Genomic DNA, 20,213 nt, shown 5'->3' with positions numbered 1-20,213 from the left:
AAAGAAAACCAGTATGAAGAAATATCTGTTTGCTATTTTGTGCCTGTGGGGTGGCACGATGTTGTCGCTACATGCACAGGACAAAAAAAACATGTTCAACCCCGTAACCACCAGTGTGACCTCTCAATCCATCGCACCGGATGCGCGTGGCGGTGCGATGGGCGACCTTGGGGCGGCTACGGATCCGGACGTGAGTTCGCAGTATTGGAATCCGGCCAAGTACCCTTTTTGTATCGGACGGGCAGGAGTTGCCGTGAATTATACGCCTTGGTTGCGCCAGTTGGTCAATGATATAAACCTGGCATACGTGAGCGGTTTCTACCGTATTGGTGATTATCAGGCGTTGAGTGCTTCTTTGCGTTACTTTTCTTTGGGTGAAGTTTCTACGAGCAGCACAGATGATGGGACAGGTGACATGACAATCAGCCCGTATGAAATGTCGGTGGATGTGGCTTATTCTCGAATGTTGAGCGAGAATTTCTCGGCTGCGGTTGCCTTGCGTTTCATTTTGTCAGACATTACATACGATTATTCTGATGAGACGAGTCCCGGTAAAGCTTTTGCTGCGGACATAGCACTTTATTGGAACCGTTATTTTACGGGGCGTACGCGGGAGTGGAACATGGGCATCGGGTTGAACATCAGTAATATCGGTAGTAAGATTTCTTACGGTGGAGATGATAACTCCGAGTTCATCCCGACGAATTTGCGTTTGGGAGTCAATTTCCTCATTCCTATAAATGAGTATAACAAGTTTTCCATTGCGGCTGATGCCAATAAGCTTTTGGTGCCGACTTATCCGAAACAGAACGAAGGCGAGGCCGATCAGGATTATACGGATCGTGTACAGCGGGATTATTACGATATATCCCCTATTGCCGGTATTTTCAAGAGTTTCGGTGATGCTCCCAACGGTTTTAAGGAAGAAATGCAAGAGATACAATGGAGCATGGGCCTGGAGTATATCTATAATGACCGCTTTTCGCTTCGCGCCGGTTACCATCACGAGAGCGAAAACAAGGGAAACCGCAAGTATTTCACCGTGGGAGCCGGTTTTCGGATGAGTGTATTCTCGTTGGATGCCGGTTATGTATTCTCTACGGCTCAAAGCAATCCGCTTGACCAGACCATGCGTTTCACTTTAGGTTTTGATTTGGACGGCATGAAAGATTTGTTCGGTCGCCGTCGTTAATCGTAAAGGGTAAATCATGGGAAAGATTAGAGTGGGTTTCGGTTTCGACGTACACCGTTTGGTAGAAGGACGTGAATTATGGTTGGGGGGTGTCCGTTTGGATCATTTCATGGGCTTGTTGGGGCATAGTGATGCTGATGTCTTGATTCATGCCATCTGCGATGCCCTTCTCGGGGCAGCCAATATGAGAGATATCGGTTATCATTTTCCGGATACGGGAGAGGAGTTTCGTGACATCGACAGTAAAATCTTGTTGCGCAAGACGGTGGAACTGATTGGCACGAAAGGCTACCGTGTGGGAAACGTCGATGCCACGGTTTGTACAGAGCGTCCGAAGTTGAAACCTCATATTCCCGCCATGCAAGCTTGTCTGGCTGATGTGATGGGCATTGATGCAGATGACGTGTCTGTAAAAGCCACAACGACAGAAAAGTTAGGTTTTACTGGGCGTGAAGAAGGTATTTCTGCATACGCTACCGTGCTTATTGAAAGTTAAAAGTATAGACGCTCAACCAATCGTCGAACACTTTTTCCATTTTATATCCCGGTTCGGCTTGTAAGTCCAGGCTGCTTTTTGCACCGTACACGTAGATGGTCGTGTCTTCTTCTGCGGCATAATGCCGGATGTCAGCCGTATGTTCCACGATGGCGATTTCTTGTTTGTCACCGATGAAGTGGGTTATGAGGAGAAGGGTGTTCTTTTCCTCGTGGTCGGGACCGTAAAGCAAGATACGTTTCGCGTGTGAAGGCCATTCTCTGTCCGAGGTGCGATTCACGTATTCCATGGGGCGTTCGCACCATGCATAAGCAATAAACGCTGCCACGAATATGCCGGCCAAGACTTTGGGGGCGCGCTGCAAGACCAAGGCGAGATAGTAAGCCACAGCCACTAAGCACAGCGGAACGGAAGGGCTGATATACCGAGTCGCTTTCCAGTTGGCCATCCACATGATAACTACGGCCCATGCCATAGTGCAGGCAAATAGCCATGCACCTGGTAACCGGTGGAAATGGAACGGTTGTTTCGGTTTGCGAACAAGGAGAGTTGCCAAGCAGAGAATAATGGCTATTCCCCATACGGGGGTGAGTATGCGCAAGGCGGTGATGTAGGCCAATCCTATTACGGTAAGTCTCAAATTGCTAAGCCAGTCACTGCCTTGCATTTTATCTGCTACTTCCGTTGCGCGGGCATCATGCAGGAAATTGAAGAAACCTTCATAAAGGAGTACGCATAAGAGTAGGCTGGCTATTCCCAGGACCGGGTAAAAGCCCAAGTCCTTGTAAGCGTGTTGACGGTAGCTGTATACTGCAAGGCATAAGAGGGAAAATCCGAAGAACAAGGCATTGAAGTATCCGCATGACAATAAGGCGGCTGATATGGCAAGACCACCTATGGAAATGCCTGGTGTCCAAATTGTCTGTTGGTTGTGGATGCGTGAGGCTGCTCGCAGGCACCAATAGGCCCAAAGGGCAAACAGCCATTCAGCCATGAGGTATTCGCGAGCCTGTAGGACATTTGAAACGGATACAGGATTCATATAGGCTAATAGCAGGCAGAAAGCCGTCAACATGGTTTTTCCGGGAAATAACATGCGCAAGAAGAGTACCATGGACAGGAAAGACAGGCCGAAAAACACAAGGTTCAACCCGCAACAGCGACGGATAAGCACGTCTGTCGATGGGGTGTTCACTCCCGTCAGCGCACAACGTAGTGCCATATAATAGAGGCTGGCATGCGAGCCGTCCCTATTGTCATGATGTAATGCGGCCAAATCATCCCACAAGCCTTCCGGTCCTCCACGGTCATCGATGTAACATTGTTGGCGTAGCTCCTTTCCTGTAAGGATTTGTCCGACCTCAAATGTCTTCTTCCCCCACCCTGGTAGGTTGTAAGCAAGGCTGATAGAGGTAGGGTCATCACCGTATAAGTATTCCTTTTCGTGTATCCAATATAGTCTGGTGAGAAGGGCCAAAAAGAAAACGAGGAGGATGGGCCATGCGCAGCATGTCTTTTGTGTCCAATGTGCAGGGAGAGAAGTCGGTTCTTCCATGTTTGTTTCTTATAATGTTTGGTTATGATAAGCTTTACGGTAATTCATCGGAGTCAGTCCCGTCGTTTTTTTGAAGATACGGTTGAAATAAGCTTGGTCTTCAAAGCCCAGTTGGTAAGCTATTTCCTTAATTGGAGTCAACTCCGTCACTAGGCGAAGTTGTGCTTTCTCCATTCTTTTCTTGTTGATATAGCATAAAGGTGTCATTCTCATTTCCCGTTTGAAGATTCTGATCAGGTGGTCTTTGGACAGGCAGGATAGAGTAGCCAAAGCTTCAATGTCCGGTTTGGCATTCAGATGCGTGCGTATATAAGCCAAAACCCGGGTGATACGTTCGTCGGCTACGTATTTTTTCGGTTGTGCCTGATGCAGGAATTCTGCCAATAATTGGTAGATGATGCCGCGGGATTCCACCCGTGCATACAGTTCCCGCTGTTTGTTCTTCAGGATATTGCGGGTAAGTGCCGGACTATTGTCATAATATTGCGGATCGGTTTGCGTAAGTTCCAATCCCGGGCACAGTTTATTCAATTTCCGGATGTAGGAAAGCATTTCATTTGCCGTCCGGATTTCTGTCGGGAGTTCCCAGTCTTCCAGAATATCGTGGTCGGATTCATTATAGATGTGGATATAATAATGGCAAAACTCTCCATGGCAAACGTAACTGTGTGTGGTAAAGGCCGGAATAATATACATAAATCCGGGGTGCAAATCTTGTTTTTTGTCGGGTAACTCGATTTGTGCGTAGCCTTTCGTTACGTAATATATTCGGGTGAACGGACTACAGATGTTTTTGTAGTTCCAATTCTCTCTGCAACAAGCTTCTCCGATATGAAGCACGAGGAAGTGCATTTGGTCGATGTCGTTGTTCATAGATTTTGTATTTCGGCTTTTACGGAGGCAAAGATAATGAAAAAGCTTTTGACCAAAGAGGCTTGCACGATGTTTTTTCTTCGTTGGGAAAGATAAGAAGTCGATATAATCCTATTCTTTGACGGCTTAGTACCATTTTCCCGGAAATGGAATCACTAATTTTGCATCGGATGAACAAGAGAGTGTTTTCCGCAATATGATTATTCAAAAACTACCTTTAATATTATGAACAAGTATCCTAAGATTGGTATTCGTCCGACCATCGACGGTCGGCAGGGCGGTGTCCGCGAAAGTTTGGAAGACAAGACCATGAGTTTGGCTCGGGCTGTCGCAGATTTGATTTCTTTGCACGTGAAGTATAGCGACGGTACGCCGGTGGAATGCGTGATTGCCGACGGCACAATAGGGCGCGTAGGCGAGAGTGCGGCCTGTGCCGGGAAATTCGAGCGCGAGGGGGTAGGGGCTACGATTACCGTAACTTCCTGTTGGTGTTATGGCTCGGAGACGATGGACATGAATCCTTATTGGCCGAAAGCCGTATGGGGCTTTAACGGGACCGAGCGTCCGGGAGCCGTATATTTGGCTGCCGTATTGGCCGGGCACGCTCAAAAAGGATTGCCCGCTTTCGGCATCTATGGGCATGACGTGCAAGATTTGGATGACAATTCCATTCCGGCCGACGTGGCCGAAAAGATATTGCGTTGGACGCGTGCAGCCGTGGCTGTGGCCCAGATGCGCGGGCAAAGCTATTTGTCCATCGGCAGCCAGTGCATGGGTATTGCAGGCAGTATCGTGGACCAGAATTTCTTTCAGGAATATTTGGGCATGCGCAATGAAAGTGTAGACGAGACCGAAATCCTGCGTCGCATGGAAGAGGGAATATATGACCACGAAGAATATGATAAAGCTATGGCATGGACGGAGCAGTATTGCAAGTCGAAAGAAGGTTGGGATAAAAACCGTCCCGAACGGCAGAAAACCCGGGAACAGAAAGATGCTGATTGGGAATTTGTCGTGAAAATGACCCTTATCGTCCGTGATCTGATGCTGGGTAATCCCCGGCTTCGTGAGATGGGCTTCAAGGAAGAGGCCATCGGGCATAATGCCATTGCTGCAGGTTTCCAAGGACAGCGTCAGTGGACGGACTGGAAGCCCAATGGGGATTTCACGGAAGCTTTGATGTGCAGCACGTTCGACTGGAACGGTATCCGCAAGGCATACGTGTTGGCTACTGAAAACGACTCCTGCAACGCAGTGGCCATGTTGTTCGGCAACCTGCTGACCGGTTGCGGGCAGATGTTCAGTGATGTGCGTACATATTGGAGTCCCGAAGCCGTGAAACGTGTGACGGGAAAAGAACTGACCGGTCTGGCAGCGGGGGGCATGATTCATTTGATTAACTCGGGTGCCACCACGTTGGATGCCACGGGTGAAAGTACCGATGCGGCAGGCAAACCCTGCATGAAACCTTGTTGGGAGATGACGGAAAAAGACGCTGAGGCTTGCCTGAAGGCCACTAACTGGTTGCCGGCCGACCGTGATTATTTCCGTGGAGGCGGTTTCTCTAGCAATTTTTTGTCGAAAGGAGGAATGCCTGTTACCATGTCGCGACTGAACTTAGTGAAAGGATTAGGCCCTGTGCTTCAGATTGCTGAAGGATGGACGGCCGATGTGGATTCGGAAATCCATGAAGTGCTCAACAAGCGTACCGACCCCACTTGGCCTACGACTTGGTTCGTGCCCCGTTTGTGCGACAAACCGGCTTTCCGTGATGTCTATTCCGTGATGAACAACTGGGGAGCCAACCATGGAGCTATCAGTTACGGCCACATCGGGCAAGATTTGATTACGTTGGCTTCGATGCTCCGCATTCCCGTCTGCATGCACAATGTGGAGGAAGACAAGATTTTCCGTCCGGCGGCGTGGAATGCGTTCGGCATGGACAAAGAAGGGGCTGATTATCGGGCATGTCAGGTATATGGTCCTATTTATAAATGATAAGTGAATAATGTTTAGTGTTTGAAAGTTGGCGGGATGTCCGGACAGGAAACTTGTGAAAGTTTCCTTGTCCGGCCTTGCCGTCTATTTTTCATATTAATGTATTAATGGCTTTGAAAAACTGAAAAGAATATGATTACCGCAGAACAAATAGAAAAATTCATAGCTCAGGCTCACCGTGTGGGGGATGCCGGTTTGACCGTTTGCAGCAGTGGCAATCTGTCCTGGCGCATCGGAGAGGAGGCTTTGGTGTCCGGTACAGGTTCCTGGGTGCCCTCTTTGACAAAAGAGAAAATAGCCGTATGCCGCGTGGCCGATGGGGAAGTCTTGAACGGGGTGAAGCCCTCGATGGAGAGCGGATTCCATCTCGGGATCCTGCGCGAACGTCCCGACGTGGATGTCGTGCTCCACTTCCAGTCGCCTTACGCCACGGCGGTGGCTTGTATGAAGGAGATACCCCGAAACTTCAATGTGACGGCTGAGGTACCTTGTCATGTGGGGAGCGTGATTCCCGTGATTCCCTATTTCCGTCCCGGTTCTCCTGAGTTGGCGGAGCAGGTGAAGGCAGCTTTGAAAGACCATAATTCCTGTTTGCTGCGCAAGCATGGGCAGGTGGTGTGCGGAAAGGATTTCGATCAGGCTTTCGAACGTGCCATGTTTTTCGAAATGGCTTGCCGCATCATTGTGCTTTCGGAAGGCCGTTATGAAGTCCTTTCGCAAGAAGAAATCGACGATTTGGAAACTTACATATTGGGTAAGAAACCATGAGTACGTTCTTGGCTGTGGATTTCGGAGCCGGAAGCGGGCGGGTGATAGCCGGGCACGTAGTCGGCAGGCAGTTGGAATTGGACGAATTGCATCGCTTCCCCAACCGGCAAGTACGGTTGGGGGGGCATGTGTATTGGGATTTCCCAGCCTTGTTCGAGGAGATGAAAGAGGGGCTGCGCCGTGCCGCAGCCAAGTATGCCGACGTGGAAAGCATCGGTATCGACACGTGGGGCGTGGACTATGGGCTAGTGGATAAGGCTAGCAATCTGATGGGGAATCCCCTTTGTTACCGAGACGCTTCCACGGCCGACACGCCGGAGGAAGTGTTCGCCCGTATAGACGAGGCGGCACATTACGCCGAAACCGGCATACAGGTGATGCCCATCAATACGATGTTCCAACTCTATGCCCGGAAAAAAGAGAATGAAGCTTGGTTGCGCGAAGCCCGCCACTTGCTTTTCATGCCCGATTTGTTTGCCTATTATCTGACTGGCGTACCCGGCAATGAATATTGTATCGCATCGACATCCGAACTTTTGGATGCACGTAAACGAACATGGAACATGCCGCTGATACGTGAACTGGGCTTTCCGGAACATCTGTTCGGCGAGTTGTTGGAGCCGGGAACTGTCCGTGGGACGTTGTGCCCGGAGGTGGCTGCCGAAGTCGGTTTGTCCCCGGGAGTCAAGGTGGTGGCCGTAGGTTCTCACGATACGGCCAGTGCCGTGCATGCCGTTCCTTTCCGCAAGGGAAAGGAGGCGGTCAGTGCTTTTCTCAGCTCCGGCACGTGGTCGTTGCTAGGGGTCGCTTTGGATGAACCTGTGTTGACCGAAGAAGCCCGTCGTGCAGGGTTTACCAACGAAGGCGGAGTGGGTGGCCGTATCCGTTTCCTGCAAAACATCACGGGCTTGTGGATATTGCAGTGCCTCGTCCGTCAATGGGAAGCCCGGGGATGGCGTGCCGACTATGATTTCCTGATAGCTGGGGCGGAACAAGTAGAAGACGTATCGTCCATAGATGTCGATGCACCGGATTTCAAGCATCCGGCTGATATGGAAAAGGCTATTGCGGGCTATTGCCGAGCCCGGGGAACGAAAGTACCGGTCACGCAAGGTGAATATGTGCGTTGCGTGTTGCAGTCGTTGGCTGAGCGTTACCGGATGGGGATACAACAAATGAACGCCTTGTTGTCCCGGCCGGTGGAGTGCCTGCATGTCATCGGCGGCGGATGCCGCAATCATTTGCTCAACCGCCTGACGGAAGAGGCTACGGGTATTCCTGTATTGTCCGGTCCTGTAGAGGCTACGGCTATCGGCAACCTGTTGGTACAGGTCGAAGCGTGCGGAAAAATCAAGAACAAGAACGAAATTCACATTATAATCTAAAAAAAACATGAAAGGTTATCAAGTAAAGCAATATAACGCACCGGTTAAGCGTTATTGTCAAACATTGGAGTTGCGGGACAATCCCGAATTGGTTGCCGAGTATCGTCGGCGCCATAGTCGTGAGGAAGCTTGGCCGGAAATCCGGCAGGGCATCCGCGAGGTGGGTATTTTGGAGATGGAAATCTACATCTTGGGCACTAAGCTCTTCATGATTGTGGAGACCCCGTTGGATTTCGATTGGGATGAGGCCATGGCCAAACTGGCCACACTGCCACGCCAACAAGAATGGGAAGACTATATGTCCGTATTCCAACAAGCTGATCCGGGTGCCTCTTCTGCGGAAAAGTGGAAGCCGATGGAGAGGATGTTTTACCTTTATGAATAGAAAACAGTAATAGATAAAGCTAATAAAAACAAGACATGAAAAGCATCGAAAAGAAAAAGATTGTCGGTGATGGCACATGGGCGGCTCTCATCCCTTTTATTTTGATTACGAGTTGTTTTGCGCTATGGGGGTTCGCCAATGATATAACGAACCCTATGGTGAAGGCCTTTTCCAAGATTTTCCGTATGAGCGTTACCGAAGGGGCACTCGTGCAGGTGGCTTTCTACGGGGGGTATTTTGCCATGGCCTTCCCGGCGGCGATATTTATTCGTAAGTATTCTTATAAGGCTGGTGTCATGATGGGATTGGGTTTGTACGCGTTAGGGGCTTTTTTGTTTTTCCCTGCCAAGTTGACCGGAGATTACTATCCTTTCCTGTTGGCCTATTTTATCCTGACTTGCGGGTTGTCGTTTTTGGAAACCAGTAGTAATCCTTATATATTGTCCATGGGGGCGGAAGAAACGGCCACGCGTCGGCTTAATCTGGCGCAGGCTTTCAATCCGATGGGTTCCTTGTTGGGTATGTATGTGGCGATGAATTTCATACAGAACCGTTTGCATCCGATGGACACGGCAGAACGCGCCCAACTTTCCGATGCCGATTTTGTTGCCATCCGAGATGCCGATTTGTCCACATTGATAGCTCCTTATTTGATGATAGGCTTGGTGACGTTAGGCGTATTGTTGCTCATCCGTTTCACGAAGATGCCACGTAACAATGACCAGACCCACAATATTGATTTTGTTCCCACTCTGAAGCGTATTTTCGCTGTGCCGCGTTATCGTGAGGGTGTATTGGCGCAGTTTTTCTACGTGGGGGCGCAAATCATGTGTTGGACTTTTATCATCCAATATGGTACGCGCTTGTTTATGGAGACGGGAATGGAAGAACAGGCTGCCGAGGTCTTGTCGCAAAAGTATAATATCATAGCGATGGCCATTTTCTGTACGAGCCGTTTCATTTGTACGTTCCTCCTGCGTTACCTCAATCCGGGGCTCCTGTTGCGTACGTTGGCCGTCGTGGCCGGGGTGTTGGCCATAGGAGTGATTTTCTTGCAGGATGTGTGGGGCATGTATTGCCTGGTAGGCATTTCGGCTTGTATGTCGCTCATGTTCCCGACGATTTACGGTATAGCCCTGCAAGGGTTGGGGGATGATGCCAAGTTCGGTGCTGCCGGTTTGATTATGGCTATTTTGGGCGGTTCGGTGTTGCCGCCGGTGCAGGCTGCCATTATCGACCTGCACACGCTTTGGGGCATGCCTGCCGTCAACCTGTCTTTTGTCCTTCCGTTCGTTTGCTTTGTCGTCGTGACGATCTATGGACACAGGGCTTACCGGAAGGGTTGGGCATAAGTCCGGTTGGATTATAATAGGTTTTAGACAGAAGAACATAAGCACATATTTTCAAGCCCTGAAGTTTGTTGTTCTTATGTTCTTTTGTCTTTTTGTCAAATTGCCACTTCTGCCTCTTGAAGATTCCGTTTTTTGAGGGTAGGGGCGTAATCGTATGGAAAGACGCGATTCTCGCGTGCCTTGCCCGAACCTTTGTGTCAGTCGTAAGGCTGTTTGAGGGTACTTTTGGCATCATGGAGGGAAATATCGTGCGCTCGTTGGTGAAGGATGCGTAAGACTTTTGCGGCACTTTCCGGGCATTGTGTCATCCGGTTTTTTACAATATCCGTTTCCGTTCTGTGGGAAAAAAGGGGGGTATGCCCGTTTCCGAATGCTGCGGACAGCCCGTTGGCGTGTCGGTATGCGGACGTTGGCGCGGTGGCCTGCGGAGAAAAAAAGTGTTTCTTGCTGAGGACGGAAAAAAGTTCGGCCTCGTTTTTTCTTAAAAATGCTGTAATCGGGTGAAAAACGAGCCTGAAATGCAAAATAGTGTTTCTGAAAAGGGGTGTAAAAGCACTTGGAACGCGTTTTTTATGAGACTTTCTTTTTGTCTAAAATGGGGTTGATGATTACATTATGTATCCGGATTGTCTGTTTTTGCAGCAAATGTCCAAATCTTCGGTTGCCTGATGTGGCTGCGGAAAGCCATTTTTTGTTTTGCTTCTGGTGCTATGGGATTGCATAAAATGTGCCGGAATATGGAGGGCGCGGGTTTGTGCGAATCATGTCCGCTCTGGTTTGGTGCTTTGACGTTTGGGCATTTTGCTGTCAGTGAAAAATATGTCGATAAAATACTATTTATTGCAGATGAAGTACAAACTTTTTTTCATCTTAAGATGTATCTTTGCAAATAAATATTTCTTAATCTCATAATATTAATGGTAAATCCTATGTATATGAAAAATATTCCTGACAGATTCAGATTGAGACTCTTGGGCAGGCGTGTGTCCTGTTGGGGGATAGCTGTGTTGTCTTCGGCCTGTTTGGCGGCACAGGAAGTGGTGGTTTCCGATTTCGAATGTGGGTTGCAAGGTTGGGAAGTGGCGCGGGGAAAAGCTGAGCCGGTCAGTGACGAAGGAGCATACCGGGGGAAATCGGCCAAATTATCGCCGGGAACGACTTTCCGCTTGAAGGTGGCTTTGCAGCCTTCGTCGGCTTATGAACTTGCCGTACGCATGAAAACGGAAAGTGGGGCAGACAATGTGACGTTGCAAACTACCGGGTTAGGGAAAAACAACATCAGTATTTCTACGGCTTTGGCTGCTTGGACGGAGTTCAAGAAACCGTTTCATACTTCGGCAGGGCAAAAGGAGGCCGTGGTGGAAGTGATGTTTGAGAACAATCCGGAGGGCACGTGTGCCTGGTTGGACGACCTTCGTATTGTATGTACGGGAAAGTATCACGAGAAAACGTACGACGGGATTCCACCCGCTCCGATGCGTGAAGTGAAGACCGATTTGGGTGTTTCCATGCAGCCGGACGAGAAGATAAAATGGATGTTGGATGGCAAGTTGGGCATGTTCATCCACTGGGGGCTGTACGCAGGGCCGGGAAAGGGCGAATGGTATATGGAGAATCAAGGTGTCGGCATAGAGGAATACCGTAAATTGGCTTATCCCGAGTCTGGCGAGGAATATTTCGATGCCCGGGATTTCGATGCGGACAAGTGGATGCGGTTGGCTAAGAAAGCGGGAATGCGCTATGTGTGCCTCACCACTCAGCATCATGACGGTTACGCACTTTTTGAAAGCCAATATATGAACGCTTTTACTTCGAAGCAGACGCACAATAGGGATTTTGTGAAAGAATACGTAGAGGCTTGCCGTAGGGCCGGTTTGAAGGTCGGGCTTTACAAGACGCTGATTAACTGGCGTTTTCCCGGATATTATGACATTACGGGTACCAACTGTAATCCGGCGAACCGTTTCGGTTATACCACGGCATCATGGCATAAGGAGAACGCCAGGCTGATGAAGGAAGAACTTTATTGCCAGGTCAAGGAACTGATGACGCATTACGGGAAAATCGACCACTTGTTCTGGGATGGTGGTTGGATTGCCCAAAAGGGAACGGATGCGGAAGGAGCATCGTTTTGGGAGTCTGGAAAATACATGGACGAGAATAACGGGTGGCCGGTGAATCCTTACTTCCGTGATTATGATGAGGAAACCGGGAAGCCGTTGGGATTGATGGGTATCGTCCGGAAATACCAACCGGATATTGTGGTGAATCCGCGCAGCGGTTGGATAGGCGATTTCACCTGTGAGGAAGGCGGTGGAGCTGTGACGGGAGAGATTCGTTCCGGAGTGGTGGAAAAGTGCGTTTCTTTGGCACCCGGATGGGGATATAACAAGCAGATGGAGAATCTGTCGAGCATCATGCCTTTGAAGAAGGTGAAGCGTCTTTTTGCCGATTGCATGGTGCGCAATATGTGTTTCCTGTTGAATGTGGGGCCGGATCGGCATGGCAACGTCGCTCCTTTGGTGGAACAGCGTATGCTTGAGTTTGGCGAATGGGTGAACGCGACGCGTGAAGCTGTTTATGGTACGCGTGGCGGACCTTGGCAGCCAGTGGACGGACAGTATGGCTTTTGTTACAAAGGCAATATGATTTATATTTATTTCCTCGGAGGTTATGGGGATGATACTTTTGTCCTGCCTCGGTTGGATAAAGGGATGAAAGTGAAACGGGCATACAACGTTTATACCAAGCAGCCGTTGCAATACAGGCAAAAGGGGCGGGGAGTGACGTTGAGGGGCATTCGTCCCGTAAAAGAAGACTTGACGGTTGTGGCCGTGGAGTTGAATCGTCCGGTGAGAAAATGAGAGATAAATGGAAAAGCCTATAAAATCCTATTTTAAATTGAGATAGTGCAATCCTGTTTTAAGGATAAATATTTAAATTTGCATCCAAAACCAAATAAAAGAGATGATGAGAAACAAATGGATGATGTCTTTGTGCTGTGGAGCGGCGATGCTTGTGTGTGTGCCCGTTGCAGCACAGCAAAATGTACAGCCCGAACCGATGCAAACGGGCAAATACCAACCGACGTGGGAATCTTTGGCGGCATACGAGTGCCCGGACTGGTTCCGCGATGCCAAGTTCGGCATTTGGGCGCATTGGGGACCGCAGTGCGAACCGGAGTCGGGCGATTGGTACGCGCGCCACATGTATTATCCGGGACATTGGCAGCACGACGTGCACGTGAAGAAATACGGCAATCCGAAGGATTTTGGGTTCAAGGATGTGATTAACGAATGGAAGGCAGAGGAGTGGCAACCTGATTCCTTGGTGCGTTTTTACAAGAGCGTGGGTGCCCGTTATTTCATGGCATTGGGTAACCATCATGACAATATGGATCTTTGGGACAGCAAATACCAACCGTGGAACTCCGTGAACATGGGGCCGAAACGGGATGTGGTCGGAGAATGGGCTGCGGCTTGCAAGAAATACGACTTACCGCTCGGCGTGAGCATCCATGCCTCGCATGCCTGGACTTGGTTGGAAGGTTCTCAGGATTTCGATGGCAAGTTGACGAAGACCGACGGGAAAGGAAAATGGTGGGAAGGTTATGACCCGCAGGATTTGTACGAACAGCGGCACGAACGGAGCAAGGACAGCAAGAATGTCGGAACCATTCATTCGCAGTGGGCATGGGGCAACGGGGCTTCGCAGCCTTCGGAAGATTTCAAAACGAAAATATATAACCGGACGTTGGATGTAGTGAACCGTTACCATCCCGACGTGTTGTATTTCGATGATACTGTGTTGCCGTTTTATCCCATCAGTGACGAGGGGGTGAGGATTCTGGCCCACATGTATAACACGAGCCTGAAAGAGAACAAGGGGAAGATGCGTGCCGTGGTGACGGGCAAAATACTTGAGGACAAGCACAAGGAGGCCATGGTGTGGGATGTGGAGCGCGGCATACCCGACCGTCCGCAGGAGAAAGCTTGGCAAACGTGTACTTGCTTGGGTAACTGGCATTATGAACGGAGCGTGTACGACCGTAACGGGTACAAGCCTGCAAGCCAAGTGGTAAAGATGTTGGTGGATATCGTGAGCAAAAACGGTAACCTCTTGTTGAGTGTGCCTTTGAGGGGAAGCGGTGCCATAGATGAGAAGGAAGTGGCTATCCTTAAAGATATTAAAGCGTGGATGGATGTCAATGGAGAAAGTATTTATGGTACGCGCCCGTGGAACGTATTTGGTGAGGGGCCTTTGGCAGAGGCTGCCAACCCGATGAAAGCCCAAGGGTTCAATGAAGGACAGAATTATACGGCAAAGGATGTACGTTTTGTGCAGAAAGGCAAGAAGATTGTATATGCCACGGCTTTGGGATGGCCCGAAAGCAAAGTAATCATGATGAAAAGCTTCCGTAAAGGTTCTCCTTATTATAAAGGAAAGGTAAAAAGTGTGGAGTTGTTAGGTTACGGAAAGGTGAAGTTCACTTGTGGCGAAGATGGCCTGAAAGTGACGTTGCCGGAGGGGAAGACGAATGGCATAGCACCGGTATTGAAGGTAAAATTGGTATAATGAATGAGTCGGCATATCGGCTTTTATGAGAGAAGGATGCCGTAAAGATGTGACATGCCTGCTGAATCGTGGAAGAGACAGTGGGCATGCCTGTTTTTATCTACAGGGTGCTTTATGCTTTCCGATAGTATCCCCTTTTGCGGATTTCCTGCCAGACCGCTTCGTCCAATCCGTAAGAGGCATCTTCACCTTGGGAGATGAGACGGCGGAGTTCGGTGGAACTGATGTCGATGAGCGGGGTTTCCGTGAGCCGGACTCCGGAGGGCAGGGACGCGGTCTGCACCGGATAACCGGGGCGGGGGTAGACCAAGATGCGATGGTGGCTTAGAATCTCGTCCGGTTTCTTCCAATCCTTGAAAGCAAGCCAGTTGTCGGCACCGATGACTAATGTAAAAAGCCGGTCGGGATAAGCTTGCCGCAGGGCGGCCAAGGTGTCTGCCGTGTAGGATGGACGGGGCAGGCGGAACTCGAAATCGCTCACTTTGAGGCAGGGATGTTCCCGTACGGCCATGCGGGCCAACTCCAGACGGCTATTTTCATCCAACAAATCGGGAGACGATTTTTTGAATGGATTCTGGGGAGATACCATAAACCACAATTCATCCAACCCTTCATCCCGGCAAAGGCGTTCGGCCAGTTCCACGTGTCCCCGGTGGATAGGATTGAAAGACCCCCCGTAGATGCCCGTTTCCGTCATGCCCTTTCGTGGGATTTATGTTGGAAATGGGGTCTCCGGTGACGTTTGCGGTGCCACCATACGTAGATGATATAGGCTTGCACCACAGCCAACACGCCCATGGCTATAGTGATTTCGGTCCATTGCAGAAGGGCTGCGGCGATGGTGGTTATCAGGCACAGGACGAACAGTATGATGCTGGTCTGTAAGTTCCTTTGGATGGTTTTATCGTCCATGGAATATGGGTTTTATGGGTGCAAGAAGGCTTTCAAGCGGGCCAGTGCTTCGGCCTTGGCCTTTTCGAGGTCGTCGTTTACGACAATCGTATCGAATTTGGGGGCGAAGGTCAGTTCGTATTCCGCCCGTGCGATGCGGTCGTCTATGACTTCCGGCGTATCCGTGCCCCGGTTTTCCAATCTGCGGCGAAGTTCTTCCACCGAGGGCGGTTGGATGAACATGCTCAAGGCGCGGTCGCCATAAAACTCTTTGATGCGGCATCCACCGTGCACGTCCACGTCGAATACTACGTTTTGTCCGGCTTCCAGTTGCTTTTCCACTTGTGCTTTCAAGGTTCCGTAGAAGCGATCTTTGTAGACTTCTTCGTATTCTAAAAATTCGCCGTTGGCGATGCGTTGGCGGAATTCTTCGGGCGTGAGGAAGAAATATTCCACCCCGTCACGTTCCGTTCCCCGTGGCGGGCGGCTGGTTGCACTGATGCTGAAAGCCAAATTCAAGTCCTGCCCCATCAGATAATTGATAAGCGTGCTTTTCCCGCTGCCGCTGGGAGCGGAAAAGATAATCAGTTTGCCTGTCATTTTCGTCAGTATGGTTACATTACGTTGAGCACTTGCTCTTTGATTTGTTCCAGTTCGTCTTTCATCTTCACCACGATGTTTTGCATTTCTGCCAGATTGCTCTTGCTTCCCGTCGTGTTGATTTCACGTCCCATTTCCTGGGCGATGAAGCCTAACTTCTTGCCTTGTCCATGCCCGTTTTCCATGGTCTCCACGAAATATTTCAAGTGGTTGGCCAGACGCTGTTTCTCTTCGTTGATGTCCAGTTTCTCGATATAATAAATCATTTCCTGCTCCAGGCGGTTCTTGTCGTATTCCACATTGGGAATCGTTTCCAAGGTTTCCACCAGGCGTTGGCGGATGCGTTCGGTGCGGCTTTGCTCATACGGCTCGATGCTTTTCAGCAAATCACCTATGTTTTGTATCTTCTCGGTGAATTTCTTTTGCAATGCGGCACCTTCCTGTTTACGGAAGTCCACGAGCTTGCCGATGGCTTCCTTGATGGCGGTCCGTACGGCATTCCATTCCTCCTCGTCCAATTCTTCCACTTCCGTGCGGGTCATGACATCAGGCAGGCGCAATAACGTGGCGAACCAGTCGGCCGGAAGAGGAATATGCCGTTCTTCACTGATTTGTTTAATCTGTTGGTAATAGTTGTCCAAGATAACGCCGTTGATAGGTGTAGCCGTTTGCGTGTCGTCTTTTTCCACCCAGATAGTGAAGTCCACTTTTCCGCGCTCCAACGTCTGGCTGATCATGGCACGGATTTCCATTTCCTTTTCCCGATAGAGCGGTACGATACGTGCAGAAAGATCTAAAGCCTTGCTATTGAGGGATTTGATTTCCACGTGTATCTTTTTGCCTTTCACTACGGCAGTCGATTTGCCGTAGCCCGTCATTGATTGAATCATGATTTAATAATTATTTTATGCAAAAGTAGGAAAATAATAGGATAAAATGGTAACTTTGCGGAGTTATTCTAAGGAAAAAATAGTTTATGTCTTGTATACTGCATATTGAAACGAGTACGAAGGTTTGCTCGGTAGCCGTCACGGAAGACGGGGCGGTATTGTTTGAAAAAGTAGACAAAAGCGGGCCTTCACATGCGGTGCAGTTAGGTGTTTTTGTGGACGAAGCTATCTCTTATATCGACAATCACGGAATTCCTTTTGATGCGGTGGCAGTGAGTCAGGGGCCGGGTTCATATACGGGATTGCGTATCGGTGTGTCGATGGCCAAGGGCATCTGTTATGCCCGTGGTTTGAAGTTGATAGCTGTCCCGACGTTGGAACTGTTGTGCGTGCCGGTGTTGCTCTATCACGAAGATTTGCCTGAAGACGCTTTGCTATGTCCTATGATAGATGCGCGCAGGATGGAAGTGTATGCCGCTTTGTACGACAGGGCCTTGGGACCTGTACGGGCCATCGGGGCCGACATCGTGGACGGAAGCACTTACCAAGACTTTCTGAATGAGCGGCCCGTCTACTTCTTCGGTGACGGGGCTGAGAAGTGCAAGGTCGGGATTACGCACCCGAATGCGCGTTTCCTTCCGGAGGTCCTGCCTTTGGCACGGAACATGGGGCCTCTGGCCGAGAAGGCTTTCGCACTGGGCCGATTTGAAGATGTGGCTTATTTCGAGCCTTTCTATTTGAAAGAATTTGTAGCTTCAAAACCGAAAAAACTTTTGTAAATGATATATAATACCCAACGCAAGAAATTACCGATGCCGGAGTACGGGCGCGGCATTCAGGAAATGGTGGATTATGCGCTCACATTGGAAAACCGTGAGGAGCGTCAACGTTGTGCCCGCACGATAGTCTCGATAATGGGAAATATGTTTCCGCATTTGCGTGATGTACCGGATTTCAAGCATAAATTGTGGGATCATTTGGCTATCATGGCCGATTATAAGTTGGATATTGATTATCCGTACGAAGTGACGCCCAGAAAAGTAGGAGGGGACGGTAAGCCGTCTCCTATGGCTTATCCGATGAAAAAGATCCGTTATCGTCATTACGGGGCTTTGTTGGAAGCGTTGATACGCAAATTGGCCGAGATGCCGGAGGGTGTGGAACGGGAAGAACTGACGATGTTGGTAGCCGGGCAGATGAAACGGAGTTTGGGAAATTGGAACAAGGATGCCATGGACGATGACAAGGTGGCTCTGGATTTGGACCATTATACGCATGGTTCCGTGCATTTGGACAAAGAACGGTTCCATCTATTCTTCGACCAATACGATAAGGTCCAACCGGGGCGTGCTCCTGTGGCCTATCGCAATGTTGGGCGGAAGAACAAACGGAAAAATTAAGCGGCGGTTCTGTTTGTATGGCTTCATTTATCATAGAGGGCGGTCGTCGTTTGACCGGAGAGATTGTACCCCAAGGCGCGAAGAACGAAGCCTTGCAGGTGATTTGTGCGACATTGCTTACTTCAGAACCGGTACGTATCAAAAACATACCCGACATCTCGGATGTGAACAACCAAATCCGATTGTTGGAAGATGTAGGTGTGAAAGTCACGCGGAATACTCCGGGCGACTTTACTTTCCAGGCCGACGAGGTGAACATGGAATATGTGCAGAGCGATGAGTTCCTGGCGCGTTGTACCAAACTGCGGGGAAGCGTGATGCTTATCGGGCCGATGATAGCCCGTTTCGGCCGTGCCATGGTGGCTAAACCGGGGGGAGACAAAATAGGACGCCGTCGGTTGGACACACATTTCCTCGGAATCCAGAAACTGGGGGCCAAGTTTGATTACGACATCCGCCGGGGCGTGTACGACATTCATGCCGGGCGCTTGTGTGGTACGTATATGTTGCTCGACGAAGCCTCGGTCACGGGTACGGCCAATATCATTATGGCTTCGGTGTTGGCTACGGGTACGACAACGATATATAATGCCGCGTGCGAACCTTATATCCAGCAACTTTGTCATTTGCTCAACCGTATGGGGGCGAACATCAGCGGAATAGCTTCCAACCTGCTCACCATCGTAGGAGTGGATGCGCTTCATGGTGCCGCACATACGGTTTTGCCGGACATGATAGAGGTGGGCAGCTTCATTGGCATGGCGGCCATGGTGGGCGACGGTATCGGCATCAAGAATGTGTCGTATGATAATTTAGGCATCATTCCTTATACTTTTAGCCGTCTGGGCGTGCAAGTGCTTCGTCATGGAGATGATTTGTTCATCCCGAGGCATGACCATTATGAGATTGATTCTTTCTTGGACGGTTCGTTCATGACTTTGAGCGACGCACCGTGGCCGGGACTGACCCCGGATTTGTTGAGTGTGTTGCTCGTGGTGGCTACACAAGCCAAAGGTACGGTGTTGATTCACCAGAAGATGTTCGAGAGCCGCTTGTTCTTTGTGGACAAGTTGATTGACATGGGTGCACAGATTATCCTTTGTGACCCGCATCGGGCCGTGGTGGTCGGGCACGACCATCAAATCCGTTTGCGTGGCGGACGCATGACGTCGCCTGACATACGTGCCGGAATTGCCCTATTGATAGCCGCCATGAGTGCAGACGGGACGAGCCGTATCAGCAATATCGAACAGATTGACCGGGGATACGAGAATATCGAATCGCGTCTGGCGGCATTGGGAGCTTGCATCAAACGTGTGGAAGAATGATAGGTGAAGACGAAGTATATAAAATAGGTATGTTGACCAAGACACACGGGGTGTCGGGGGAATTGAACATGGCCTTTACGGACGATGTGTTCGACCGTGTGGAAGCGGAGTATGTGGTATGCCGTATGGACGGGATACTGGTGCCTTTCTTTATGGAAGAATACCGCTTTCGGAGCGATACGACGGTCTTGATGAAATTCGAAGGGGTGGATACGGAGGAGCAGGCACGCCGCATGGTCGGCGTGGAGGTTTATTTCCCGAAGGCCCTGACGGAAGAGGTACATGAGGGAGAATATACGTGGAGTTACTTCACTGGTTTCACAGTTGTGGACACGGTTCATGGTGAATTGGGACAGGTGGAAGCGGTAGACGAATCTACGTTGAATATCCTTTTTGAAGTCGCTACCCCTTCCGGCGGGAAGATTTTGCTTCCGGCCGGTGAAGATTTGGTGGATGATATCGACCATAAAAACCGTAAGATTTACATGACTTTGCCCGATGGCCTTTTGGCTTTGGGTGAATGAG

19 protein-coding genes are annotated in these 20,213 nt (G+C 49.8%); 13 read left to right on the top strand and 6 right to left on the bottom strand.

From position 1 onward, the window contains the following. Positions 1–13 precede the first annotated feature (13 nt). Positions 14–1,192, top strand: coding sequence for a type IX secretion system outer membrane channel protein PorV (gene porV / locus E0E47_RS08120; protein WP_130893410.1), 1,179 nt, complete (start codon positions 14–16; stop codon positions 1,190–1,192). Positions 1,193–1,208: 16 nt separating this feature from the next. Continuing rightward, positions 1,209–1,688 carry a 2-C-methyl-D-erythritol 2,4-cyclodiphosphate synthase gene (gene ispF, locus E0E47_RS08115; RefSeq protein ID WP_130893409.1) on the top strand — a complete coding sequence of 160 codons (480 nt, stop codon included), beginning with the start codon at positions 1,209–1,211 and terminating at the stop codon, positions 1,686–1,688. Here ispF and E0E47_RS08110 read toward each other — a convergent pair. Together E0E47_RS08110 and E0E47_RS08105 are read right to left on the bottom strand one after the other, a co-directional pair. Beyond that, positions 1,675–3,243: a hypothetical protein gene (locus E0E47_RS08110; RefSeq protein ID WP_130893408.1), complete on the bottom strand. Its 1,569-nt coding sequence runs from the start codon at positions 3,241–3,243 to the stop codon at positions 1,675–1,677. The two genes, ispF and E0E47_RS08110, sit on opposite strands and share 14 nt — an antisense overlap. Positions 3,244–3,252: 9 nt before the next feature. Next, positions 3,253–4,116: a helix-turn-helix domain-containing protein gene (locus E0E47_RS08105; RefSeq protein WP_008625757.1), complete on the bottom strand. Its 864-nt coding sequence runs from the start codon at positions 4,114–4,116 to the stop codon at positions 3,253–3,255. Positions 4,117–4,341: 225 nt separating this feature from the next. On the opposite strand from E0E47_RS08105, the gene fucI reads away from it, so the two are divergent. The 7 genes from fucI (at position 4,342) to E0E47_RS08070 (ending at position 14,579) form a co-directional block, all read left to right on the top strand. Beyond that, positions 4,342–6,114 (top strand): L-fucose isomerase, encoded by a 1,773-nt coding sequence (gene fucI / locus E0E47_RS08100; RefSeq protein WP_130893407.1) that lies wholly within the window; start codon positions 4,342–4,344, stop codon positions 6,112–6,114. Between the two features lie 132 nt (positions 6,115–6,246). Then, positions 6,247–6,882: a class II aldolase/adducin family protein gene (locus tag E0E47_RS08095; protein ID WP_130893406.1), complete on the top strand. Its 636-nt coding sequence runs from the start codon at positions 6,247–6,249 to the stop codon at positions 6,880–6,882. Further along, the gene (locus E0E47_RS08090) at positions 6,879–8,267 is read left to right on the top strand and encodes a rhamnulokinase (protein ID WP_130893405.1); all 1,389 of its coding nucleotides are present in this window, start codon (positions 6,879–6,881) and stop codon (positions 8,265–8,267) included. The genes E0E47_RS08095 and E0E47_RS08090 overlap by 4 nt, the downstream gene beginning before the upstream one ends. 7 nt (positions 8,268–8,274) lie before the next feature. Then, on the top strand, positions 8,275–8,652 hold the full coding sequence (locus tag E0E47_RS08085; protein ID WP_008625752.1) for an L-rhamnose mutarotase: 378 nt from the start codon (positions 8,275–8,277) through the stop codon (positions 8,650–8,652). Positions 8,653–8,687: 35 nt separating this feature from the next. Beyond that, positions 8,688–10,004 (top strand): L-fucose:H+ symporter permease, encoded by a 1,317-nt coding sequence (fucP, locus tag E0E47_RS08080; protein ID WP_008625750.1) that lies wholly within the window; start codon positions 8,688–8,690, stop codon positions 10,002–10,004. Between the two features lie 935 nt (positions 10,005–10,939). Then, positions 10,940–12,868, top strand: coding sequence for an alpha-L-fucosidase (locus E0E47_RS08075; protein ID WP_172604677.1), 1,929 nt, complete (start codon positions 10,940–10,942; stop codon positions 12,866–12,868). A gap of 106 nt (positions 12,869–12,974) precedes the next feature. After that, positions 12,975–14,579: an alpha-L-fucosidase gene (locus E0E47_RS08070; protein ID WP_040602626.1), complete on the top strand. Its 1,605-nt coding sequence runs from the start codon at positions 12,975–12,977 to the stop codon at positions 14,577–14,579. Between the two features lie 112 nt (positions 14,580–14,691). Here the strand turns inward: E0E47_RS08070 and nadD are convergent, their stop codons facing one another. Genes nadD through E0E47_RS08050 form a run of 4 tightly spaced genes read right to left on the bottom strand, consistent with a single transcriptional unit; the run spans position 14,692 to position 16,960 of the window. Further along, entirely contained in the window at positions 14,692–15,276 is a 585-nt protein-coding gene (gene nadD, locus E0E47_RS08065; RefSeq protein ID WP_130893403.1) for a nicotinate (nicotinamide) nucleotide adenylyltransferase, read from the bottom strand. Then, positions 15,273–15,491, bottom strand: a complete 219-nt coding sequence (locus E0E47_RS08060; protein ID WP_008625733.1) for a hypothetical protein — start codon at positions 15,489–15,491, stop codon at positions 15,273–15,275. The genes nadD and E0E47_RS08060 overlap by 4 nt, the downstream gene beginning before the upstream one ends. Positions 15,492–15,503: 12 nt before the next feature. Continuing rightward, positions 15,504–16,070 (bottom strand): guanylate kinase, encoded by a 567-nt coding sequence (gene gmk, locus E0E47_RS08055; protein WP_008625732.1) that lies wholly within the window; start codon positions 16,068–16,070, stop codon positions 15,504–15,506. Positions 16,071–16,084: 14 nt separating this feature from the next. Beyond that, positions 16,085–16,960, bottom strand: coding sequence for a YicC/YloC family endoribonuclease (locus tag E0E47_RS08050; protein ID WP_008625731.1), 876 nt, complete (start codon positions 16,958–16,960; stop codon positions 16,085–16,087). Between the two features lie 86 nt (positions 16,961–17,046). Between E0E47_RS08050 and tsaB the strand changes: the two genes are divergently transcribed. Genes tsaB through rimM form a run of 4 tightly spaced genes read left to right on the top strand, consistent with a single transcriptional unit; the run spans position 17,047 to position 20,212 of the window. Then, positions 17,047–17,739 (top strand): tRNA (adenosine(37)-N6)-threonylcarbamoyltransferase complex dimerization subunit type 1 TsaB, encoded by a 693-nt coding sequence (gene tsaB, locus E0E47_RS08045; RefSeq protein WP_008625730.1) that lies wholly within the window; start codon positions 17,047–17,049, stop codon positions 17,737–17,739. Beyond that, positions 17,740–18,360: a DUF4290 domain-containing protein gene (locus E0E47_RS08040; protein WP_008625729.1), complete on the top strand. Its 621-nt coding sequence runs from the start codon at positions 17,740–17,742 to the stop codon at positions 18,358–18,360. It begins immediately after the preceding gene. Between the two features lie 17 nt (positions 18,361–18,377). Beyond that, on the top strand, positions 18,378–19,688 hold the full coding sequence (murA, locus tag E0E47_RS08035) for a UDP-N-acetylglucosamine 1-carboxyvinyltransferase (protein ID WP_130893402.1): 1,311 nt from the start codon (positions 18,378–18,380) through the stop codon (positions 19,686–19,688). Then, positions 19,685–20,212: a ribosome maturation factor RimM gene (gene rimM, locus E0E47_RS08030; RefSeq protein WP_130893401.1), complete on the top strand. Its 528-nt coding sequence runs from the start codon at positions 19,685–19,687 to the stop codon at positions 20,210–20,212. The genes murA and rimM overlap by 4 nt, the downstream gene beginning before the upstream one ends. Position 20,213: the final 1 nt, after the last annotated feature.

Source organism: Paraprevotella xylaniphila YIT 11841 (genome assembly GCF_900683745.1).
In the GTDB taxonomy this organism is placed as follows: Bacteria; Bacteroidota; Bacteroidia; order Bacteroidales; family Bacteroidaceae; genus Paraprevotella; species Paraprevotella xylaniphila.
This window is presented reverse-complemented; position numbering and strand designations above follow the sequence as displayed.

Coding starts and splice junctions, on each gene's coding strand:
- porV (WP_130893410.1), top strand. CDS start 14: ATGAAGAAATATCTGTTTGCTATTTTGTGCCTGTGGGGTGGCACGATG.
- ispF (WP_130893409.1), top strand. CDS start 1,209: ATGGGAAAGATTAGAGTGGGTTTCGGTTTCGACGTACACCGTTTGGTA.
- E0E47_RS08110 (WP_130893408.1), bottom strand. CDS start 3,243: ATGGAAGAACCGACTTCTCTCCCTGCACATTGGACACAAAAGACATGC.
- E0E47_RS08105 (WP_008625757.1), bottom strand. CDS start 4,116: ATGAACAACGACATCGACCAAATGCACTTCCTCGTGCTTCATATCGGA.
- fucI (WP_130893407.1), top strand. CDS start 4,342: ATGAACAAGTATCCTAAGATTGGTATTCGTCCGACCATCGACGGTCGG.
- E0E47_RS08095 (WP_130893406.1), top strand. CDS start 6,247: ATGATTACCGCAGAACAAATAGAAAAATTCATAGCTCAGGCTCACCGT.
- E0E47_RS08090 (WP_130893405.1), top strand. CDS start 6,879: ATGAGTACGTTCTTGGCTGTGGATTTCGGAGCCGGAAGCGGGCGGGTG.
- E0E47_RS08085 (WP_008625752.1), top strand. CDS start 8,275: ATGAAAGGTTATCAAGTAAAGCAATATAACGCACCGGTTAAGCGTTAT.
- fucP (WP_008625750.1), top strand. CDS start 8,688: ATGAAAAGCATCGAAAAGAAAAAGATTGTCGGTGATGGCACATGGGCG.
- E0E47_RS08075 (WP_172604677.1), top strand. CDS start 10,940: ATGAAAAATATTCCTGACAGATTCAGATTGAGACTCTTGGGCAGGCGT.
- E0E47_RS08070 (WP_040602626.1), top strand. CDS start 12,975: ATGAGAAACAAATGGATGATGTCTTTGTGCTGTGGAGCGGCGATGCTT.
- nadD (WP_130893403.1), bottom strand. CDS start 15,276: ATGACGGAAACGGGCATCTACGGGGGGTCTTTCAATCCTATCCACCGG.
- E0E47_RS08060 (WP_008625733.1), bottom strand. CDS start 15,491: ATGGACGATAAAACCATCCAAAGGAACTTACAGACCAGCATCATACTG.
- gmk (WP_008625732.1), bottom strand. CDS start 16,070: ATGACAGGCAAACTGATTATCTTTTCCGCTCCCAGCGGCAGCGGGAAA.
- E0E47_RS08050 (WP_008625731.1), bottom strand. CDS start 16,960: ATGATTCAATCAATGACGGGCTACGGCAAATCGACTGCCGTAGTGAAA.
- tsaB (WP_008625730.1), top strand. CDS start 17,047: ATGTCTTGTATACTGCATATTGAAACGAGTACGAAGGTTTGCTCGGTA.
- E0E47_RS08040 (WP_008625729.1), top strand. CDS start 17,740: ATGATATATAATACCCAACGCAAGAAATTACCGATGCCGGAGTACGGG.
- murA (WP_130893402.1), top strand. CDS start 18,378: ATGGCTTCATTTATCATAGAGGGCGGTCGTCGTTTGACCGGAGAGATT.
- rimM (WP_130893401.1), top strand. CDS start 19,685: ATGATAGGTGAAGACGAAGTATATAAAATAGGTATGTTGACCAAGACA.